This is a genomic window from Nitrospirillum bahiense (assembly GCF_007828025.1).
In the GTDB taxonomy this organism is placed as follows: Bacteria; Pseudomonadota; Alphaproteobacteria; order Azospirillales; family Azospirillaceae; genus Nitrospirillum; species Nitrospirillum amazonense.
In genome coordinates, this window is record NZ_VITO01000003.1 from 116,306 (window position 1) to 136,566 (window position 20,261).

Sequence of the window (20,261 nt, forward strand, 5' to 3'; positions counted from 1 at the left end):
CTCGTCACGCCTGCTCCTTCAGGGAATGGATGCGTTCCATGGCGACCCAGGTCTGGCCGGCCGGTGTGCCGGGCAGGGGTTGCTGGAACGTGCCCATCAGCCGCTCCCATTCCTGGACCTCGGGGTTGGCTGCGTCGCTGGCCGCCTTGGCCACGGGGTCGAAGTCGGGGCCGACCTCCATGATCAGCACCATGCGCGTGCCGTACAGCCAGATTTCCAGGTCGCGGATGCCATCTTTCCGGATGGCATCGACCACTGGCTTCGGCACGGCGCCCGGCCCATGCCAGGCCTTGTAGCGGGCCATCAGCTCTGCGTCGTCCCGCAAGTCCACGGTGAAGCACAGCCGGTGTGTGTCGCTCATTTCGCACCTTCTGAAGTTTTTATTTTGATAACTGAGATATCACATGGCGCTTCTGAATTGACAATGCCGCGTTTGGAGGCCTTAATCCCCGAAATCCAGGCGCCAAAAAAGCAAGCCCCCAAGGCCAGCAAGCCCAAGACCAGACTGACGGAGGATACGGGATGGTCAGCCTTTACGGACAGGTCCGGTCCCGCCGCGATGTCGCGGCCCACACGGGCTCCCTCTCCCAATTCGCCGGCGTGCGGCTGATGACCCTGGGCGATGGTGTCGAGCGCGGCGTGCGCCTGCTGGAATTCCGCACGGGCACGGGGCTGCGCTTCACCGTCCTGGTCGACCGGGCCATGGACATCGCGGATTGCGAGCATAACGGCCGCGCCGTCGGCTGGCATTCCCCGTCCGGCTTCCGCCATCCCGGCCTGCATGAGTATGAGGGGGAGGGCGGCCTGGGCTGGTTCCGCTCCTTCTCCGGCCTGCTGGTCACCTGCGGCTTGGACCACATCCTGTTCATGGATGAGGATGCGGCCGACCATTACGTCTATGGCCCGCGCACGAGCGTCAAATCCTCCCTGCACGGCCGCATCGGCACCATTCCCGCCCGCCTGACCGGCTATGGCGAGCGCTGGGACGGGGAGGAGTGCTGGCTGTGGGCGGAGGGCGTGGTGCAGCAATCCACCGTGTTCGGGGAGGACCTGCACCTGATCCGCCGCGTCGAGGCCAAGGTGGGCACGGACGAAATCCGCCTGCATGACCGGGTGGTCAACCATGGCTTCTACCGCACGCCGCATATGTACTGTTACCACATCAACGTCGGGCATCCGGTGCTGGCCGAGGGGTCGCGCTATGTGGCGCCCATCCGTGACGTGGTCTGGGCCTCCCACGCAGGGGACGATTACCGCAAGCAGGGCGTGGGCTACCGCACCCTGCCGGCGCCGCGGCGCGATTTCCATGAGCAGGTCTGGCAGCACGAGATGGCGGCCAATGCGGACTCCCTCGTGCCCGTCGCCCTGGTGAACGAGGCCATCGGCTTTGGCTTCGAGGTGGAGACGGACAAGCGTCAATTCCCGGCCATGTATGAATGGCAGAACCTGCAGCAGGGCCACTACGCCTTGGGCATCGAGCCCTCCACCAACCACGTCTTCGGCAAGCCCTTCGCCAAGCGGCGCGATGAACTGATCTGGCTGGAGCATGGGGAGGAGCGGCGCTACGACAGCGTCTTCCGCATCCTGGCGGACGCCGCGTCGGTGGCCGCGTCCGTGGCGCGCATCCAGGCCATCGCCCGCCAGCCGGACGCCGACTATCCCCCTCCGTCGGGCGACTTCCGCCCCATCATCCGCGCGTGAGGAGGCAGCCGATGTCCATCGGGGCCAAGACCATCCTGTACACCGGTGCCGCCGGCGGCCTGGGGCTGCCCGCCACCCTGCATTTCCTGCGCGAGGGCGCCACCGTGCTGGCCATCGATCATGACGCCGCCAAGCTCGCGGCCTTGGCGGATGCCGCCGCCGGCATCGGCGCCGGCCGGCTGGTGCCCCTCAAGGCCGACCTGTCGGACCTGGCGGGTTTCCGTGCCCTGCTGGCGGGCCAGGCGGCGGCGCTGGGCGGGCTGGACGTCGTCATCAACAACGCCGCGATCTATCCGGCGAAACCGTTCGAGGACTACAGCGTGGAGGATCACCAAGCGGTCCAGCGCGTGAACGTCGACGCCGGCATCGTGGCGGTGCAGGTGGCGCTGCCCCACATGCGGGCCCGGGGCTGGGGCCGCATCATCAACATCGCCAGCATCACCTTCTACGGCGGCTGGGCCAACCTGTCGCCCTACGTCGCGTCCAAGGGCGCCCTGGTCGGCCTGACGCGGGCCTGGGCGCGGGAATTCGGCGCCTACGGCGTTACCGTCAACGCCCTGTCCCCCGGCGCCTTTCCTACGGACGCGGAGAAGATCCATCCGGATCCCGAGGGCTATACCCGCTTCGTGCTGGATCACCAGTCGGTAAAGCGGCGCGGCCACCCCGGCGACATCGCGGCTGCCCTGTCCTTCCTGGCGTCGGACGCCGCCGGCTTCATCAGCGGCCAGACCCTGAACGTCGACGGCGGCTGGGTCATGCACTGAGCCCTTTGCCTGGGCCGCCGCCCTTCCTTCCATTCCAATTTGTCCTAGGACGACACCATCATGGGCATCCTCAGCGGATACCGCGTTCTTGATTGTTCCATCGCCATGGCCGGCCCTTTCGCGGCGCAGCGCCTGGGCGATCTCGGCGCCGACGTCATCAAGGTGGAACCGACCAGCGGCGAATGGCAGCGCCACGCCTCGGCCGGCGGCGCCAGCGGCAACAAGATCAACGTCTCCTTCCTGTCGCTGAACCGCAACAAGCGCTCCCTGGCCGTGGACCTGAAGGCGCCGGAGGGCCGGCAGATCCTGCTGGACCTGGTGAAGGACGCCGACGTCTTCCTGCAGAACTACCGCCCCGGCGTGGCCAAGCGCCTAGGCGTCGATTATGAGACGCTGTCGGCCATCAACCCGGGCCTGGTCTATGTCTCCATGTCCGGCTACGGCGAGGACGGCCCTTATGTGAACTACCCGGGGCAGGACCTGCTGTTGCAGGCGCTGTCCGGCGCCATGCTGTCGGCCGGCAGCGCCGACCAGCCGCCGCAGCCGGCGGGCCAGTACCTGGTGGACGCCATCACCGCCTACACGGCGTTCGAGGGTGCGCTGGCCGCCCTGCTGCACCGGGAGCGGACGGGGGAGGGGCAACTGGTCCAGGTCAACATGCTGGACGCCATCACCACCCTGCAGATGCAGGAACTGTCCGTCTTCACCGTGGGCAACAAGCCGCAGACCCGCTCGGCCGAGGCGCACGCCCATTGCTACATCCGTGCCCCCTACGGCGTGTTCAAGACGGCCGATGGCTACATCGTCGTTGCCATGGCCGGCCTAGACAAGCTGGGCAAGCTGATCGACGAGCCGTTTTTGCAGGGGTTGAACGACGAGGCGGACAGCTGGAAGTTCCGGGACGAGATCGTCGCCCGTGTCCGCATCCGGCTGCTGGGTCGCAGTTCCGCCGAGTGGCTGGAGCTGTTCCGCGCCCATGACATCTGGTGCGGGCCGGTCTACGGCTACGCCGACCTGGTGGCCGATCCACAGATCGCCCACAACGGCACCTTCATCACCTATGACCACCCGACCGAAGGCCGGGTGAAGACGCCGGGCTTCCCCATCCGCTTCTCCAAGACGCCGGCCGCGCTGGACCGTGGCGCCCCCCTGGTGGGTGAACACACGCGCGAGGTGCTGGAGGGGCTGTCCCGGTCGCAGGTGGAAATCGAGCGGCTGCTGGCCGCCGGTGTCGTGGGGGCGCCGTGAGTCCTCCCATGTCGAATGGTGTGCCCCATTACCGCGCCCTGACCTGGGACCATCCGCGCGGTTACAACGCCCTGGCGGCGGCGGCCGGCGCGCTGGACCCGGCGCGCGACGGGCTGGCCCTGTCCTGGGATCGCCACTCGCTGGAGGACTTCGAGAAGCACCCCATCGCGGATCTGTGCCGGCGCTATGATCTGATCGTGCTGGACCATCCCCATGTGGGCGACGCCGTGGCCAGCCGGGGCCTGGTGCCGCTGGAGGCGCTGTTCGGCGCCGATGAGATCGCGGCCTGGGCCCGGGACGTCATCGGGCCCTGCCTGTCCAGTTATCGCTACGCCGGCCGGCACTGGGCCCTGCCGCTGGATGCCGCCACCCAGGTGATGGCCTATCGCCCCGACCTGGTCGATGGGCCGCCGCCGACGACCTGGGAGGAGGTGGCGGCCCTGTCCGGGCGGCGACCCGTGGCGCTGTCGCTGGCCGGGCCGCACGCGGCCCTGTCGTTTCAGTCCATCTGCGTGGCCCTGGGCGAACCACCGGCGGAGGCCGATCCAGAGTGCTTCGTCGGGCGGGCGACGGGCACGGCGGCGCTGGACCTGATGGCGCGGCTGGCGGCGGCCAGACCGGCGGCGCTGGCCGACCTGAACCCCATCGGCATCCTGGGCCGCATGGCGGCTGCGGACGACGTGGCGCTGTGTCCGCTGATCTACGGCTATGTCAACTACACCCGCGCTGAGGCGGGCGGCCGTCCGCTGCGCTATGCCGACGCCCCCCGGCGGGTGCCGGGCGGGCGGCCGGGATCGACCCTGGGCGGCACCGGCATCGGTATCACCACCCGTGCCCAGGTCACCCCGGCCTTGCTGGACCATCTGCGCTGGCTGATGTCGGCCGGCGCCCAGGCCGGTTTCATCCCCGACCATGACGGCCAGCCCAGCCTGCGCTCCGCCTGGGGCGACGCGCGCGTCAACGACCGTTGGGGCGGCTTCTACCGCGACACCGCCGCCACGCTGGAGGCCGCCTTCGTCCGGCCCCGCCATCCCGGCGCCATCCCCTTCCAGACCGCGGCGTCGGCCCTGATCCGCGCCGCCCTGGCCGACGGGCGGCCGCACGGCGGCGTCATCGACGACCTGCAGAGCCTGTACGCCGCGTCCCGCCAGCCGGGCATGGAGAGATGAATTGACCGATGAAGTGTTGTTCAGCGTGGATGGCCACGTCGCCACCCTGACGCTCAACCGCCCGCAGAAGCTGAACTCCGTCACCCCGGAGATGGCAAAGGCCCTGACCGGTGCCGTCACCGAATGCAACGGCAGCGACACCATCCGCGCCGTGGTCATCACCGGGGCGGGGGAACGGTCGTTCTGCTGCGGGTCGGACATCGGGGAACTGGACAGTTATGCGACACCCTGGGACTTTCGCAATCGCGCCGACTATTGCGACGCCATCCACCATTGCCTGAAACCCACCATCGCCGCCGTCAACGGCTATGCCTTCGGCGGTGGGCTGGAGACGGCGCTGTCCTGCGACATCCGCCTCGCCGCCACCAACGCCCAGTTCGCGGCACCGGAAATCAAGCTGGGCTGGATCGGCGGCGGCGGCATGGCGGCTTTCCTGGCCCATTCCATCGGCGCCTCCAACGCCGCCCTGATGATCATGACGGGCGATCCGGTCGATGCCGCCCGGGCGCTGGCCTGGGGCCTGGTCAGCGAGGTGGTGGAGCCGGCGGCCCTGCTGCCCCGCGCCCAGGCGCTGGCCGCCACCATCGCCGCCCGGGCGCCCATCGCGGCCGAAACGGCCAAGCTGAACCTGCGGGCCGCCTTCTCCATGCCCCTGGACCAGGCCATGGCGTATGAGCGCGACCTGCAGACCATTTGCTTCGCCACCGCCGACGCGGCGGAAGGCCGCGCCGCCTTCAAGGAGAAGCGGCCGCCCGTGTTCCGGCGGCGCTGAGGATCCCCAATGATGACCGACCTGCGCCCCGCCCATCCCCCAGGCCCCTTTGTTCGGCCGCGTCTTCCGGTCGGACGGGCTGGTTCCTCGGTCGTGGCTGCGCCCAGGTGATTTAGGGATATGATGCCCGCCCGTCCCGTCCCCCGACTGAACAGGAAGCGCCATGCCCCCGAAGATCCTGCTGACCCGCCGCTGGCCCGACACCGTGGAGGCGCACCTGCGCCAGCGCTACGACGTCACCGTGGACCCCAGTGACCGGCCGTTGAGCGCCGCTGAACTGACCGAGGCCATGGGCCGATATGACGCCATCTGCCCCACGGTCACCGACCGGCTTGGCGCCGCCATCCTGGCGGCTCCGAATGCCCGGGTGCGCATCCTGGGCAACTTCGGCGCCGGCTTCGAGCATATCGACCTGGAGGCGGCTAAGGCCGCCGGCATCGTCGTCACCAACACGCCCGACGTGCTGACCGACGCTACGGCAGATTTGGCCATTTTGCTGATGCTGATGGCCAGCCGCCGCGCGGGCGAGGGGGAGCGAGAGCTGCGCGCCGGCCAGTGGACCGGCTGGCGTCCCACCCACCTGCTGGGCCAGGGGCTGGCGGGCAAGCGGCTGGGCCTGGTGGGCTTCGGCCGTATCGCCCAGGCGACGGCGGCCCGCGCCCGGGCCTTCGGCCTGTCCATCGCCTATTACAGCCGCCGCCGGGCCGATGCGGACGTGGAGGCGGCCCTGGACGCCACCCATGTCGATAGCCTGGAGGAGTTGGCCGCCACCTCGGATGTCCTGTCCCTGCATTGCCCCGGCGGGCCGGCCACGCGCCATCTGGTGAACGCCGCCCTGCTGGCGCGCATGAGGCCCACCGCCATCCTGGTCAACACCGCGCGCGGCACCGTGGTGAACGAGGCGGCCCTGATCGCGGCCCTGTCCAGCGGCGCCATCGCCGCGGCCGGCCTGGACGTGTTCGAGGGGGAGCCGGCGGTGAACCCCGGCCTGATCGCCCTGCCCAACGCCGTGCTGCTGCCCCACCTGGGCAGCGCCACGCTGGAGACGCGCACCGCCATGGGCATGCGGGTCGCCGCCAATTTGGATCGCTTCTTCGCGGGCGAGGTGCCGCATGACCGCGTCGCTTGACCTGGTGGAGGGCCTGCTGCGTCGGCGCCTGGATGAGGTGCCGCGCCGCCCCTTCATCTTGGGTATCTGCGGTGCCCAGGGCAGCGGCAAGTCCACCCTGGCCGACGGCTTGGCCGGGCGGCTGGCGGCGTCGGGCCTGCGGGTCGCCGTGCTGTCGCTGGACGACCTGTACCTGACCAAGGAGGAGCGGCAGGACCTGGCCCGTGACGTCCATCCCCTGCTGGCCACGCGCGGCGTGCCGGGCACGCATGACGTAGGCTTGGGCCTGGCGGTGCTGGACGGGCTGGGGACGCCGGGCCGCACGCTGCTGCCGCGCTTCGACAAGGCCGTGGACAGCCGCGCCGCCGAGGGCGCCGGGGTCGAGGGCCCGGTGGACGTGGTGCTGTTCGAAGGCTGGTGCGTGGGCGCGGTGCCGCAGGACGCCGCCGACCTGGCCGCGCCGGTGAACGAGCTGGAGCGGGACCGCGATGCCGGCGGGGAGTGGCGCCGGCATGTGAACGCCGCCCTGGCCGGAGACTATCAGCGCCTGTTCGGCCGCCTGGACGCCCTGGTCCTGCTGGCCGCCCCCGACTTCGCCGTGGTGCGCGGCTGGCGCATCCAGCAGGAGGAGGGCCTGCGCGCCAAGCTGCGGGCGGCGGGCAAGCCCACCGACGGCACCATGACCGACGACCAGGTCAGCCGCTTCATCCAGTTCTACGAACGCCTGACCCGGCACATCCTGGCCGAGATGCCCGGCCGCGCCGACCTGACCTTGCGCCTGGATGCGGCACGGCAGGTGATCTGATAGCGGCGTGTACGGGGGCGGCCCGTTGGGGCGGGACATAAACATTAGGGAGCGCTTGCTTATGATCACCCCGCCGCCCTGGCCCCGCCTGCTGTTGGCGGGTGTGCTGCTGCTGTTGCCCGGCCTCGCCGCGGCGGCAGAACCGGTGACCTTTCACGTGGCGCCTGGCGGGGATGATTCCGCACCCGGAACGAAGGCGCTACCCTTCCGCACCCTGGTCCGCGCCCAGGCGGCGGTGCGCACCGCCAACCGCGACCATGACGTCATGGTGGAACTGGCGGCCGGCACGTACGCGCTGGACAAGCCGCTGGTCTTCGCCGCCGCCGATGGCGGGCAGGGGGACCATCATGTGGTGTGGAGGGCGGCGGCGGGGGCTGGGGCCCTGATATCGGGCGGCATGCGCGTCACCGGCTGGACGCTGGCGGACGCGGAGAACGACATTTACGTCGCCGATGTGCCCAAGGGCCTGGATAGCCGCCAGCTGTGGATCGACGGCACGGCCGCCGACCGGCCGGCCATCGAGATCACCCACCATGATGTGGAGTTCACCGCCCACGGCTTTATCCTGAAGAACCCGGCGCTGGCCACCGTCGCCGCCGTCAAGGTGCCGCAGCGGCTGGAGGTGGAGGCCACGGGCATCTTCACCGATCGCTATTCCCCGGTGGAGCGGATCGACGGCATGCAGGTCACGCTGAAGCAGCCGGCCTGGGACAACAACAGCTGGGGCTATGACACGCTGAACAAGCCCTTCATGCCTGACCAGGCGCGGCTGTTCCTGGTGAACGCGCCGGAATTCTTCGGCAAGCGCGGCGAATGGCACCTGAACCAGGACCAGTGGTACATCGATCCCGCCGCCGGCAAGCTGTACGTGAAGCCTCGGCCCGACGCCGACATCACGGCCATGACGATCATCCTGCCCCGGCTGGAGGTGCTGGTCGCTATCGGCGGCAGCTATGACCATCCCATCCGCAACCTGACCTTCCAGGGATTGCGTTTTTCCCATACCAGCTGGATGGGGCCGTCGCGGGACACCGGCTACGCCAACCAGCAGAGTGGCGCCTACCTCAAGGAGGTTTCCCCCTTGCGGCCGGTGGACGCCTACGCCACCTGCGGCTGGGGCTGCCCGGAATTCGAAAGCATGCGCCAAAAGTGGGACCAGATCCCCGGCGCCGTGCAGGTCTCGGCCGCGCGCGACATCACCTTCACAGGCAACACCTTCAGCCAGTTAGGGCAGGTGGCGCTGGGCATAGGCAACGATGCCAACGCCCACCTGACCGGCGTGGGCCTGGGGACGGATGGGGTGAAGGTTCTGGGCAACCGCTTCGCCGTCATCGCCGGCGGGGCCATCATGGCCGGCGGCGTGCGGGTGGAGGCGCACCACCCCGCCGACCCGCGCCAGGTCAACCGCGACCTGACCATCGCCGACAACGTCATCACCGACGTGGCCCGCGATTACAAGGACAACGCGGCGGTGCTGGCGACCTACATCGACAGGGCCGACATTCTGCACAACGACATCTCCGACGCCAATTACGACGGCATCGCCATCGGCTGGGGCTGGGGCTACAACGACGTGGGCGGCAACCGGAACTACCGGGAAAACCAGAAGGGCTATCTGCACAACCCGGTGTTCGACCAGCCGACCGTGCTGCGGAACATGACGGTGGCGGGCAACCGCATCCATGGTGTGAAGAAATGGTTCTTCGACGGCGGTGCCATCTACAACCTGTCGGCCAACCCCGGCACGGTCATCCGCGACAATCACGTCTTCGACATCGCCGACCGCATCGGCATCTACCTGGATGAGGGCAGCAAGCACCTGCGGGTGGAGGGCAATGTGGTGGAGACCAACGGCTATTGGCTGAACGCCAATACCGTGGGCAAGAACTTCGCCTGGGGCGTCACCGCCGACAACGCCGCCACCGGCAACTGGCACAATTCGTCCCGCGTCGGCGGCCGCTGGCGGGTGGAGATCGGCATGCGGATGGAAGATGACCACCTGCTGCCCGATCGCGCCTGGCCGGCGGCGGCGCTGGCGGTGATCCGCCAGGCGGGCCCGCGTCCGGGGTCGGATTGCCGGTGATGGCGGTCCGGTATCATAGGGCGGCGATGTCCGCCTGGGTGGTGTTGAAGCAGTCGGTGACCCAGGAACGGAACGCGAGGGCGCTGGTGCTCAGGGCCGTGCCGGCCGGCCACACCAGGTAATAGCCGTAGATGTCCTCCGCCTGGATGTCGAACAGGCGCACCAGACGCCCCCGGCGGATCTCCTCCTGCACCATCAGGCTGCCGGCCAGCGCCACGCCCTGGCCGCTACTGGCCACCTCGATCAGCATGGAGCTGTCGGACAGGGTCAGCCCCGCCGTCGGTTCCTGCAGGCGCAGGCCGGCCACGCGCAGCCAGGCCGACCAGCTTTGCCAGCCGTGGCGCAGGATGGTGCAGCGCGCCAGGTCCTCCGGCGTCTCTATGCCCAGGCGGTCGCGATAATCGGGGGAGCAGACGGGGAACAGCACCTCGCCCCCCAGGCGCTGGCTGACGGAATTGGGCCAGTCGCCGGCGCCGTAGCGGATGGCCAAGTCGATGCCCGGCACCAGGAACTCCTCCAGGTCGGCGGTGGAGCGGATTTCCACTGACACTTGGGGCATGATCTGGGTGAAGCCGCGCAGCCGGGGCAGCAGCCAGCGTGTGGCCAAGGCCGGATGGATGCTGACGACCAGCCGGCCGCCATTGACGTGACGGCGGTTGGGAAAAGCGCGTTCCAGGATCGCCAGGGCTTGGCGGACATGGGCGATGATGGTTACGGCCTCACGGGTTGGGGCCATGCCGCGGCCGACCCGGCGGAACAGCGGGATGCCCAGCCGCTCCTCCAATTCCCGGATGCGGTGACTGATGGCGCCGTGCGTCAGGCCCAGCTCATCCGCCGCCGCGGAATAGCTGCCGTGGGTGGCGGCGGAGTCCAGGGCCCGCAAGGTCTGGATGGACGGAAGAGTCTGCATGGGCGCGGCCCCCGGTCTCGTACTGTGAAAACTATTCACATATGAGGTCAGATCATATCGTTTGTCATCAAGCGACATTTCCTTAACCGTAGGACTAACAAATGGGGAGCACAGGGAATGAACAGTGCTTTCATAAACAGGAAGGCAGTTGGGTCCTGTGCTGGCAAGGTTCGCACAGCGCTCCAATCGGGCTGGTACATGGTAATCCTGCTCACAGCAGCGCAGGTCGTCTCTTACATTGATCGCTTTTTGCCCAGCCTGTTGATCGCCCCGATCAAGACCGATCTGGGGTTGAGCGATTTCCAGGTGGGGCTGCTGCTGGGGCCGGCGTTCGGCGTATTCTACGTGCTCATGGGCCTGCCCATGGGCTGGATGGCGGACCGGTTCAGCCGGCGCGGCATCCTGGCCGCCGGTATCACCATCTGGTGCTGCATGACGGCCGCCGCCAGCCTGGCCCGGGGTTTCCCGGCCCTGTTCGCCGCCCGCCTGGGCGTGGGGCTGGGGGAGGCCGCGATCGCCCCGTGCGCCGTGTCGCTGGTCAGCGACCGGTTTCCCCGCCAGCGGCGGGCCCGGGCGCTCAGCGTCTTCATGTCGGGCACCTTCTTGGGGGCGGGCATCGCCTTCCTGCTGGGCGGCCCCCTGGTCCACGCCATCGCCGGCCTGCCGGTGATGACCGTGCCCCTGCTGGGCGAGTTGCGCGCCTGGCAGCTGAGTTTCCTGATCGTCGGCCTGCCGGGCTTGGTGCTGGCCCTGCTGATGTTCACCTTCGCCGAGCCTGAGCGCCAGGACCGCGCGGTGGATGCGGACAGCGGCCTGCAAGGCGGGCAGGCCTCCATCGCCCAGGCGCTGCGCTTCATCCTGAAGCGGTGGCGCACCTTCGGGGTGCTGTTCGTCGGCTCGGCCGCCTGCGTCACCATGGGGTCGCTGGCCTTCTGGAACGCCACCCTGTTTCAGCGCAGTTTCGGCTGGAACGTCCGGGACATGGGCATCGCCACCGGCATCCTGTTCCTGACCGGCGGCCCGCTGGGCACCGGCCTGGGGATCTGGCTGACCAACCGCTGGATCCGCCTGGGGCGCAAGGACGCGACGCTGCGAGCCCTGCTGGTGGGGTTGCTGATCGCGGTTCCGGGTTTCGCCGCCTATCCCATGATGCCATCGGCGCCGTTGGCCATCGCCGCCCTGTTCTTCGCCTTCGTCGGCCAGGCCATGGCCGCCGCCGCGGGCCCGGCGTCCCTGACCTTGATCGCCCCCGGGCAGATCAAGTCGCAGGCCACCGCCGTCTACTACCTGGTGATCAGCATCTCCGGCCAGCTGATCGGCCCGCCGCCGGTGGGATGGATGACCGACCTGTTCGGCGACCCGGCGCGGCTGGGCTGGGCCATGAGCATCGAGGCCCTGGTGATCGGTGTGACGGCGCTGACCGTCCTGTCCCTGGGCATGCCCGCCTACCGCGCCGGTGTGGTGGCGGTGGAAAAGATGATCGCGAAGGGGGATTGAGCATGACCGAGGGCGGGGCGCCCCTGCTGGGGACCATCCGGGCCGTCACCCATGTGGTGCCGGACCTGGCGGTGATCCGGGCGGCCTACGGTTCCGTGCTGGATTACCAGCCGGTGGATGAGGGCATCCTGCCGGCGGACACGGCGGCGGCGTGGGGGGCGCCGGCCATGGCGGGGCGGCGCTACCTGACCCTGGCCCCGGCCTGTGGCACGCCGGCCTGGTTGCGCTTCGTGGAAAGTCCGGCGGCGGCCGGCTGGCAGGCGCTGACCACCCACGGCTGGAACGCCACGGAGATCGTGGTCCAGGACGTGGATGCGCTGGCTGCCCGGCTGGAGGGCCGGCTGGAGGGATCGGCGTTCCGCGTCATCGGCCCGCCCAAGAGCCTGCAGCGCTTCCCCATGATCCGCGCCATGCAGGTCCTGGGGCCGGCGGGGGAGTGCCTGTACCTCACCCAGGTGGGCTCGGGCAGCGGACTGGACCTGGCGCAGGCCGCCGCCTTCGTCGGCCATGTCTTCATCGTCGTCGCCGGAGGGCCTGACCTGGGTGCGCTGTTCGCCACCTACGCCGGCTTCGCCAACGCCATCGATCCGCCGGTGTCGACGCGGGTGCAGGTGATTTCCTGGGCCAACGGCCTGCCGCCGGAGACGGAGCATGCCCACGGCCTGGTCAAGCTGCCGCGCGGCACCCTGATCGAACTGGACGCCTATCCCGCCGTGACCCAGCCGCGGCAGGCCGCCACCGGCGAGCTGCCGCCCGGCATGGCGATGGTCAGTTTCAGCGTGGATGACCCGCGCGTCTTCGCTGGCCTGCGGACCCACGCGGCGCTGTTGCCCGGCGGGGGCACCAGCGCCTGTCTCCAAGGTGCCGCCGGCGAATGGATCGAGTTCGTCGGTCCACCGTGACCGACGCCGAGAGCAAGCAAAAAGCCAATAAATACATGGAGGCAGTATCATGGCTTTGGCCATTGAGGACAGGGCTGCTCTGGATTTCGTGCTGAGCCTGCGGCGGCATTGGGCCGGAACGGTCTATCCCCGCCTGCGGGCCGACTTCGACGCCGCTGCGCCGTCGCCGGTGCCGGTGAACGACCCCGAAAGCCTGGCGCCGCTGGTGCATGGGCTGGCCACCTACCCGTGGTTCTCCTGGTTGGAACGCGGGTCGCAGAAGATGCTGTGGCGGGCCGTATCCGACGCGGTGGTCCGCCAGGGCGCGTTGCCGCCGGGGCCCGACGGGCCGGCCACGGTGGAGGTGGATCCCGACCTGGTGCTGCCGGACTGGTACACCGACTGGGACATCCACGTGCAGCCGGGCGGGGTGTGGTCGCACGACCTGGCCGGCCGGGTCTATGAACTGGGCGCCCGGCTGGTGATGCTGGGGGAGAATGACGACTACGCCTTCCACCGCCTGTTCGTGGAAACCGCGCTGCCCAAGCGGTCCTATCGCCGCATGGTCGATCTCGGCTGCGGCTTCGGCAAGTCCGCCTGGCCGCTGAGGCAGGCCCATCCGGAGGCCGAGGTCATCGGCGTGGACCTGGCGCGGCCCTGCGTGGAACTGGCCGCCCGCCGGGCCAGCGAGCGCAAGCTGGCCGTCCGCTTCCGTCAGGCCGATGCGGTGGCCACGGGGCTGGAGGGGGGGAGCGCCGACCTCGTCACCTCCACCATGTTCGTGCATGAGGTGCCGGTCGACGTGCTGCCGGCGGTATTCACGGAGGCGTCGCGCCTGCTGGCCCCTGGTGGCGTGCTGCGCTTCCTGGATTTCCAGCGCACCGGCGACGGCCTGCGCGACCTGGCCATGGTGGAACACGGCGCCCGCAACAACGAGCCCTTCCTGCCACCCATGATCGCCGCCGACCTGCCGGCCATGGCCGCCGCCGCTGGCCTGGTAAACGCCCGCTGGGTGGCCTTCGACGAACGGGGGGGCGGCCGCCTTCCCGACCTGTCCTGGCCCACCCGTGCCGAGTGGCATTTCCCCTGGGCCGTCCTGGAAGCGGAGAAGCCGCGATGACCGACCGAAGCCATCCCCCCAGCCATCCCCCCTTACCGCCCATGGCGCCCGACGCGGAACGCCTGGCCGGTCTGGTGTTCGAACTGGCGTCCCAGCTGCACATCGAGCGCATGCGGCGCCTGGCCCTGGAAACGGCGCTGGCCCGGGTGGGTGTCATCGCCCCGGGCCAGGCGGACGCCTTGGCCGAGGACGCCGCCGTGCTGGCCCGGTCGCGGGCCGAGTTGGAGGTGTCCATGCGCAAGCTGATGCGGATCTTGAGCGAAAGCGACGACCCCAAAGCACCGTTGCGGGGCGAAGTCCCGGCCCCCCGTTGATTTCATTGCAGTTAGGAGCCTGAATCTTGGCGCGTTCCTGGATCGAATTCATTCAAGCCCAATACATTCCCTGGCAACCCCACACCCTGTGGGGCCTGCGTGACGGCGTCGAGGCCAAGGTCCTGAGCCATGACGACGCCACGGGTGCCGTCAGCATGCTGGTCCGGTATCCCGCCGGCTTCACCGCCCCGGCGTCCCGCCTGGTGGTGGACGAGGAGTTCCTGGTCCTGGATGGCACGCTGACGATGGCCGGCCAGGAGTACGGCCACCTGGCCTACGCCCACCTGCCGGCGGGGTATGAGCGGGGTGAGCTGAACAGTCCCGGCGGCGCCGTGGTCCTGACCTTCCTGTCGGCGGCGCCTGACCAGGCGGTCCCGGTCACCGGCTACGATCCCGCCCGCCTGGTGGTGCGGCTGGATGGCTACCAGGTGCCTTACACCGGCAACTTCCATCCGGAGTTCCCGCCCGGCGCGGGGCGCAAGATGCTCTACAAGGACCCGGTCACCGGCGACGTCTCCTGGTTGCTGGGCACCCTGCCGGTGCGCTGGGCCGAACGGTCGGAGGTTCATCCCACCGTCGAGGAGATGTACCTGCTGAGCGGCGAGGTGCACGGCAATCGCGGCGTCATGCGGCCCGGCGCCTATTTCTGGCGGCCGCCGGAGGCGCCGCACGGCCCTTACGGCACCCTGACAGGCAACCTTTACTTCTTCCGCACCAAGGGCGGCCCGCTGACGACGAACTACGTCCAGGCGGAACGGCCCTTCCAATGGTGGCCGGCCTACGACCCGGTGTTGCCCCCGGATATGGAGGCCTACCGCGGCGAAATGCCGGCCAACCCAACAGCCTGGTGAGAGCGAGGGCGGGCACGCCCCTCACCTTCAAATCAAAAGAACGGGAGCATTCATGATGACGGGTAAAATTCGGGGAGTTTCCATCCTTGCCTTGCTGGGCGCGCTGGCGGCCATGCCGGCCCTGGCGCAATCGGCTGGCCCTTCCACGGCCCAGCCGGCGGCGCCGCAGGCGGCCGATGCCAGCCAGCTTGAGGAAATCATCGTGACGGCCCAGCGCCGTCAGCAGAACCTGCAGGACGTGCCGCTGGCCGTGTCGTCGCTGGGGGCGGCGGATCTGCAGGACCGGCAGATCCGCGACACCATCGACCTGATCCAGCACATCCCCAACCTGATCGGCAACAACAACGTCGGCCTGGGCAGTTCCAACACCTATTACATCCGCGGCATCGGCAACACGGAATCCATCGCCACGCAGGACGTGCCGGTGGGCACCTATGTCGACGATGTCTACATCTCGCGCCAGAACGCCAACAACTTCGGCCTGTTCGATGTGGAACGCATCGAGGTGCTGCGCGGTCCCCAGGGCACGCTGTTCGGTCGCAACACCACCGGCGGCGCCATCAACGTCATCATGAAGAAGCCCTCGGCCACCGCCGGCGGCTACCTGGAGGCCGGCGCCGGGCGCTTCGGTGAGACCGACATCCGGGCCAGCATGGACGCGCCCCTGTCGGACAAGGTGCTGACCAAGGTCAGCATGTACCGTGACCGCAGCGACGGCTACGTTCGGCAGGTCAACACCGGCGACAAGCTGAACGGCACGGACTCCTACGGTGTGCGGGGCGCCGTCCGCCTGTTGCCGACGGACCGGGTGACCATCGACCTGGCCGGCGACTACGTCGATGAGAACGAGGCCAATCTGATCAACCGCGTCGATCCGGCGACGGGCGACCGCATCGCCACCATCGGCATCACCCAGGGTGCGCTGGCCAAATACTTCACCGGCACCAAGGCCAACAACGAGGTCGGCAACTCCACCAAGAGCTGGTCGCTGAGTTCCAACGCCGCCTGGGAACTGGACGACCTGACGCTGAACTCCATCACCGGCTTCCGCCAGACCACCCAGCGCTACTTCATCGACTCCAACCCGGCGGCGCCCAATCCCGTCGCCACCGGCGTGTCGCCCATCCTGAACTACAGCCTGCACCAGCAGTGGTCTCAGGAGTTCAAGGCCAATGGTCAGGCGCTGGACAACCGCCTGAACTACACCGTCGGCTTCTATTACCTGCATGAGAACAACTGGACCGACCTGGGTACGGGGGTCGGTACCGCCTCCGGCTTCACGGTCAGTGGCGACCGCACCATCAAGAACACGCTGGACTCCTACGCCACCTACGCCCAGGGCGACTACAAGCTGACCGACGCGCTGACCGCCACCGTCGGCGTCCGCCTGTCGAAGGAGGAGAAGCAGCTGAAGGTCGCGACCAACGCCGGGGGCAAGGGGCCGCTGTTCAGCACCGCCCTGATCGAGGCCGCCGGCATCCCGACCGACCTGGAAAACGAGTTCGTGACGCCCCGGTTCGCCCTGTCCTACCAGATCGACCCCAGCGTCATGATCTACGCCTCCGCCACGCGGGGCGAGAAGTCGGGCGGCTGGAACGGCCGCGCCCTGGCCAACAACCTGTTCCTGGCCTTCAAGCCGGAAAAGGTGTGGTCGGAGGAGGTGGGCATGCGCGGCGATTTCCTGGACCACACGCTGCGCCTGAACGCCACCGCCTTCTACAGCGAGGCGGAGGACGTGCAGATCTCCGCGGCCTACACCGTCAACGGCCAGCGCATCTTCACCACCACCAACCCGGCCGGCCTGCGCAACTACGGCGGTGAGCTGGAGGCCGAGTGGGTGCCCATCCGGGGACTGACCTTCAGCGGCTCCATCGGTGTGCAGCACGCGCGCTACATCGATATCTCCAGCGATGTCCAGGCGCAGATGGCGGCCTGCCAGGCGGCGCTGGCATCCAACAACAGCTCCGGCATCTCCAACAACTGCAACCGGGGCTTCGTCGACTTCAAGGGCCGTATCGCCCGTCCGGTGCGCGCGCCGGACTTTACCGGCCTGGTGACGGCGACCTACCAGATCGACACCGAGGCCGGCATCTTCCGGCCCACCGTCGGCTTCGACTACAACAACGGCTACGCCATCGGCAACGCCGGCAACACCGACAGCACGGACGGCGCCTGGACCGATCCGCAGGTGCTGTGGAACCTGAACCTGGCCTACGAGCCGGCGAAGGTGCCGAACCTTACCCTGTCTGTCGGCTGCAAGAACTGCACGGACCGGACCTACAAGGTCTCCTTCCTGTCGGCGACCTCCATCTACCTGAACCCGCCCATGACCTGGGATGTGCGGGCGCACTACAAGTTCTGATCCCGGTCTTCGACACCTTCGGGCGGCCCCGCATCAGCGGGGCCGTTCCCATTTCAGCATCCGGGATGGCCCATCCGGTTTGCCCAAAGGAAAACCCCGCGCGGGATGATCTCCCACGCGGGGTTTCCTTGCAGGGATGGTGGTCAGCGCGGCGTGGCGCCGACCACCTCCGACCCGGTGGCGAACCAGGCGTTGTCCTGGTCTTTCAGCCAGCGCAGCAGGCCGTCGAAGGCGTCGATGCGATAGGGCAGGCCCAGGATGTAGGGCGTCACCTGCAGCGGCAGCAGGCGCCCGCCGCAAGTGCGGGATTCCTGGTCCAGCCAGGCGTAGGCGTCCTGGATCTGCCGCACGTAGCTGTCGGCCGACTGTTGCAGCACGTTCACGATTTGCCGATCTGACAGCTCATGGCTCAGCGGCAGGTTCATGATGTCGCCGGCCGGGGTCCGCATGGCATAGGGCAGGTCGTCGTTCACCCAGTCGCACATGTAGCGCACGCCGGCCTCGGCCAGCAGGCGGGGCGTGTTCCAGGACTGCGAGCGGGCGATGGACAGCCAGCCGGCTGGTCGTGTGCCCGTCGCCTGTTCCAGCACGTCCAGCGCGGTGCCGATCAGGGCGCGCTCCGCCTCTTCCTCCAGCCCGGCGGCGATGGTGCCGTTCATGTCGATGGAGTGGGCGATGATCTCATGGCCCGCCGCGATGATCTCGCTGATGACGGCGGGATAGCGCTGGGCGATGGCGGCGTTGACGGCGACCGACACCTTGGCCCCCACCGCGGCGAAGGCGTCCAGCAGCCGGTAGAAGCCGACGCGGGTGCCGTAGTCGCGGGAGGTGTAGTGGCGATAGTCGGGAAAGGGGGTCTGCATATGCCCCGGTGCCCGGAAGGGCTTGTCCGCCGGTGTCAGGGGGAACCATTCCAGGCTGACCACGATGCAGACGGCGACGCCCTTGCCCGCCGGCCAGCTGACGGCCGGGCGGTCGAACAGGTTGGACCAGGGGTAGAGGTCATGGTCCATGCCCCGGCGGCGGCGGGGATACTCCAGATATGAAGGATCAAGGGACATGGGCGCTCACTCCGCTGCCGGGCGGGCGGTTTCGGCCGTCACCGCGTCGTAATCGTGGGCCAGGAAATGCTGGGCGATGTCGCCTGCCCGGGTGATCCAGGCGCGGCCGTCGGCGGCAATGTGGCGCAGGACCTCCTCGAACGGGCCGATGCGGTGCGGCTGGCCGATCAGGTAGCTGTGCAGGGGGATGCACATCACCGTGCCCGACGCCTCCCCCTCCCGCGCCAGGCGCTCGTACTGGCGTATCAGGGTGTCGGCGTATTCCCGGGGGCTCATGTTGTAGACGGCGAAGCCGTAGTGGTCGTTGACCTCCAGGCTGTAGGGCATGGAGATCAGGCGCCCCCGTGCCACATGCACCGGCCCCGGCTGGTCGTCGTGGTACAGGTCGCAGGTGTAGGTGAAGCCCATCTCCGCCAGCAGGTCCATGGTGCGGGTGGTGTGGGTCAGGGCCGGGGCCAGCCAGCCCCGGATGCGCTGGCCCGTGGCCTCCTGCACCGTGCGGATGCTGTCTTCCATGATGGCCCGTTCCTGGGCCTCATCCATGCCGTAGGTGTAGCGGGTGTTGTAGATGCCATGGCTGAAGAACTCCCAGCCCAGGGCGTTGGCGTTCTCCACCACCTCGGGATGGTGCTGGCACAGCGCCACGGACAGGGATACCGTGCCCTTGAAGCCGTGGCGCTCCATCACCTCCGCCATCCGCCAGTGGCCGACGCGATTGGCGTAGTCGCGGTGGCTGTAGCCGACCACGTCGGGGTGGGGCTTGGTCCAGCTTTTGCGGAAAGGGTTGGCCGGCGGGTCGATCTCGTAGAATTCCAGGTTGGGCGAGATCCAAACGGCGACGGGCTTGTCACCCGGCCAGCGGATGGGGTGGCGGTCGCGATAGGGGCGGAAGTCGTACAGTTCCGGGTCGTTAATCGGTGCCGTGCCCATCACCGCCCCTCCAGCCAGTCGACCACCGCCTGCACCGGCTCGACATCCGCGTATTTCAGCTGCAGGTCGGTCAGGTTGGCGAAGTGATAGCTCTCGTGCTTGTCGGCGCAGGTCTCGATGGGAACGATGGTGCGATAGCCGCGGCTGAGGGAGTCCACCGCGGTCGCCCGCACGCAGCCGGAGGTGGAACCGCCGGTGACGATGACCGTGTCCACCTTGTGCCAGACCAGATAGCTGGCCAAGGGTGTCTCGAAGAAGGCCGACGGCATGCGCTTGGTGTAAATCGCGTCGACGGCCGTATCGATTTCGCAACGCTCGTCGAAGGCGTGCCGCCGGCTGCCGTACTTGATGTTCTGCAGGCTGTCCGGCGTGTTGGTCCGGGTGCCCCAGACGCCGGCGTCGCCGGCATCCTCGGCATAGGCCACGTGGGTCCAGATGACCGGCATGCCCTTGGCCCGCGCCAGGGCGGAGATGCGGTTCACATGTTCGATCTGCCGGGGATCGGTCTCATAAGCCGTCTTGAACTCGTCGATGCGGGTATAGGCGTTCTGGAAATCCACGTTGACGATGGCCAGTTTCTCGCCGAAGCCGAACTTGGTCCGGGCCGGATTGGCCATCACGTCTTCGAAAATCTGGCGGGCCGTCCGGTCATCCCGGATCATGCGCGTGCCGACGATGGTCATGC

The 20,261-nt window shown here is 68.6% G+C and carries 19 protein-coding genes; 14 read left to right on the top strand and 5 right to left on the bottom strand.

What is annotated here, in order from left to right:
• Positions 1-4: 4 nt before the first annotated feature.
• A complete protein-coding gene (locus FBZ88_RS05840; RefSeq protein ID WP_145615846.1) occupies positions 5-361 on the bottom strand; it encodes an L-rhamnose mutarotase in 357 nt (118 codons plus the stop codon).
• Positions 362-522: 161 nt separating this feature from the next.
• Between FBZ88_RS05840 and FBZ88_RS05845 the strand changes: the two genes are divergently transcribed.
• The 8 genes from FBZ88_RS05845 (at position 523) to FBZ88_RS05880 (ending at position 9,650) form a co-directional block, all read left to right on the top strand.
• Entirely contained in the window at positions 523-1,701 is a 1,179-nt protein-coding gene (locus tag FBZ88_RS05845) for an aldose 1-epimerase family protein (protein ID WP_145615847.1), read from the top strand.
• 11 nt (positions 1,702-1,712) lie between these two features.
• Positions 1,713-2,465, top strand: coding sequence for an SDR family NAD(P)-dependent oxidoreductase (locus tag FBZ88_RS05850; protein WP_145615848.1), 753 nt, complete (start codon positions 1,713-1,715; stop codon positions 2,463-2,465).
• A 60-nt stretch (positions 2,466-2,525) separates the two neighbouring features.
• Positions 2,526-3,713 carry a CaiB/BaiF CoA transferase family protein gene (locus FBZ88_RS05855; protein ID WP_145615849.1) on the top strand — a complete coding sequence of 396 codons (1,188 nt, stop codon included), beginning with the start codon at positions 2,526-2,528 and terminating at the stop codon, positions 3,711-3,713.
• An 8-nt stretch (positions 3,714-3,721) separates the two neighbouring features.
• Positions 3,722-4,882, top strand: a complete 1,161-nt coding sequence (locus FBZ88_RS05860; protein ID WP_186464229.1) for an extracellular solute-binding protein — start codon at positions 3,722-3,724, stop codon at positions 4,880-4,882.
• Position 4,883: 1 nt separating this feature from the next.
• Positions 4,884-5,654, top strand: a complete 771-nt coding sequence (locus tag FBZ88_RS05865) for an enoyl-CoA hydratase/isomerase family protein (RefSeq protein WP_145615850.1) — start codon at positions 4,884-4,886, stop codon at positions 5,652-5,654.
• A 163-nt stretch (positions 5,655-5,817) separates the two neighbouring features.
• Positions 5,818-6,783: a 2-hydroxyacid dehydrogenase gene (locus tag FBZ88_RS05870; RefSeq protein ID WP_145615851.1), complete on the top strand. Its 966-nt coding sequence runs from the start codon at positions 5,818-5,820 to the stop codon at positions 6,781-6,783.
• Positions 6,767-7,567, top strand: coding sequence for a kinase (locus FBZ88_RS05875; protein WP_145615852.1), 801 nt, complete (start codon positions 6,767-6,769; stop codon positions 7,565-7,567). Before FBZ88_RS05870 ends, FBZ88_RS05875 begins: the two co-directional genes overlap by 17 nt.
• A 61-nt stretch (positions 7,568-7,628) precedes the next feature.
• On the top strand, positions 7,629-9,650 hold the full coding sequence (locus FBZ88_RS05880) for a right-handed parallel beta-helix repeat-containing protein (protein WP_145615853.1): 2,022 nt from the start codon (positions 7,629-7,631) through the stop codon (positions 9,648-9,650).
• Positions 9,651-9,663: 13 nt separating this feature from the next.
• Here the strand turns inward: FBZ88_RS05880 and FBZ88_RS05885 are convergent, their stop codons facing one another.
• Positions 9,664-10,560: a LysR substrate-binding domain-containing protein gene (locus FBZ88_RS05885; RefSeq protein ID WP_186464230.1), complete on the bottom strand. Its 897-nt coding sequence runs from the start codon at positions 10,558-10,560 to the stop codon at positions 9,664-9,666.
• A 198-nt stretch (positions 10,561-10,758) separates the two neighbouring features.
• Here FBZ88_RS05885 and FBZ88_RS05890 point away from each other — a divergent pair, with 198 nt between their 5' ends.
• The 6 genes from FBZ88_RS05890 to FBZ88_RS05915 are packed head-to-tail and all read left to right on the top strand — an operon-like array spanning position 10,759 to position 17,585.
• Positions 10,759-12,057 (top strand): MFS transporter, encoded by a 1,299-nt coding sequence (locus FBZ88_RS05890; RefSeq protein ID WP_281290105.1) that lies wholly within the window; start codon positions 10,759-10,761, stop codon positions 12,055-12,057.
• A 2-nt stretch (positions 12,058-12,059) separates the two neighbouring features.
• A complete protein-coding gene (locus FBZ88_RS05895) occupies positions 12,060-12,959 on the top strand; it encodes a VOC family protein (RefSeq protein WP_145615856.1) in 900 nt (299 codons plus the stop codon).
• Between the two features lie 49 nt (positions 12,960-13,008).
• Entirely contained in the window at positions 13,009-14,058 is a 1,050-nt protein-coding gene (locus FBZ88_RS05900; protein ID WP_145615857.1) for a class I SAM-dependent methyltransferase, read from the top strand.
• The gene (locus FBZ88_RS05905; protein ID WP_145615858.1) at positions 14,055-14,372 is read left to right on the top strand and encodes a hypothetical protein; all 318 of its coding nucleotides are present in this window, start codon (positions 14,055-14,057) and stop codon (positions 14,370-14,372) included. Before FBZ88_RS05900 ends, FBZ88_RS05905 begins: the two co-directional genes overlap by 4 nt.
• A 26-nt stretch (positions 14,373-14,398) precedes the next feature.
• Complete coding sequence (locus FBZ88_RS05910) at positions 14,399-15,223, top strand: cupin domain-containing protein (protein ID WP_088875685.1); 825 nt, start codon at positions 14,399-14,401, stop codon at positions 15,221-15,223.
• Between the two features lie 55 nt (positions 15,224-15,278).
• Positions 15,279-17,585, top strand: coding sequence for a TonB-dependent receptor (locus FBZ88_RS05915; RefSeq protein WP_186464232.1), 2,307 nt, complete (start codon positions 15,279-15,281; stop codon positions 17,583-17,585).
• 143 nt (positions 17,586-17,728) lie between these two features.
• Here FBZ88_RS05915 and FBZ88_RS05920 read toward each other — a convergent pair whose 3' ends face one another.
• Genes FBZ88_RS05920 through FBZ88_RS05930 form a run of 3 tightly spaced genes read right to left on the bottom strand, consistent with a single transcriptional unit; the run spans position 17,729 to position 20,259 of the window.
• Positions 17,729-18,646 (bottom strand): polysaccharide deacetylase family protein, encoded by a 918-nt coding sequence (locus tag FBZ88_RS05920; protein ID WP_145615860.1) that lies wholly within the window; start codon positions 18,644-18,646, stop codon positions 17,729-17,731.
• A gap of 6 nt (positions 18,647-18,652) precedes the next feature.
• A complete protein-coding gene (locus FBZ88_RS05925; RefSeq protein WP_145615861.1) occupies positions 18,653-19,576 on the bottom strand; it encodes a polysaccharide deacetylase family protein in 924 nt (307 codons plus the stop codon).
• Entirely contained in the window at positions 19,576-20,259 is a 684-nt protein-coding gene (locus tag FBZ88_RS05930) for an isochorismatase family protein (protein WP_145615862.1), read from the bottom strand. Before FBZ88_RS05930 ends, FBZ88_RS05925 begins: the two co-directional genes overlap by 1 nt.
• Between the last annotated feature and the right edge of the window lie 2 nt (positions 20,260-20,261).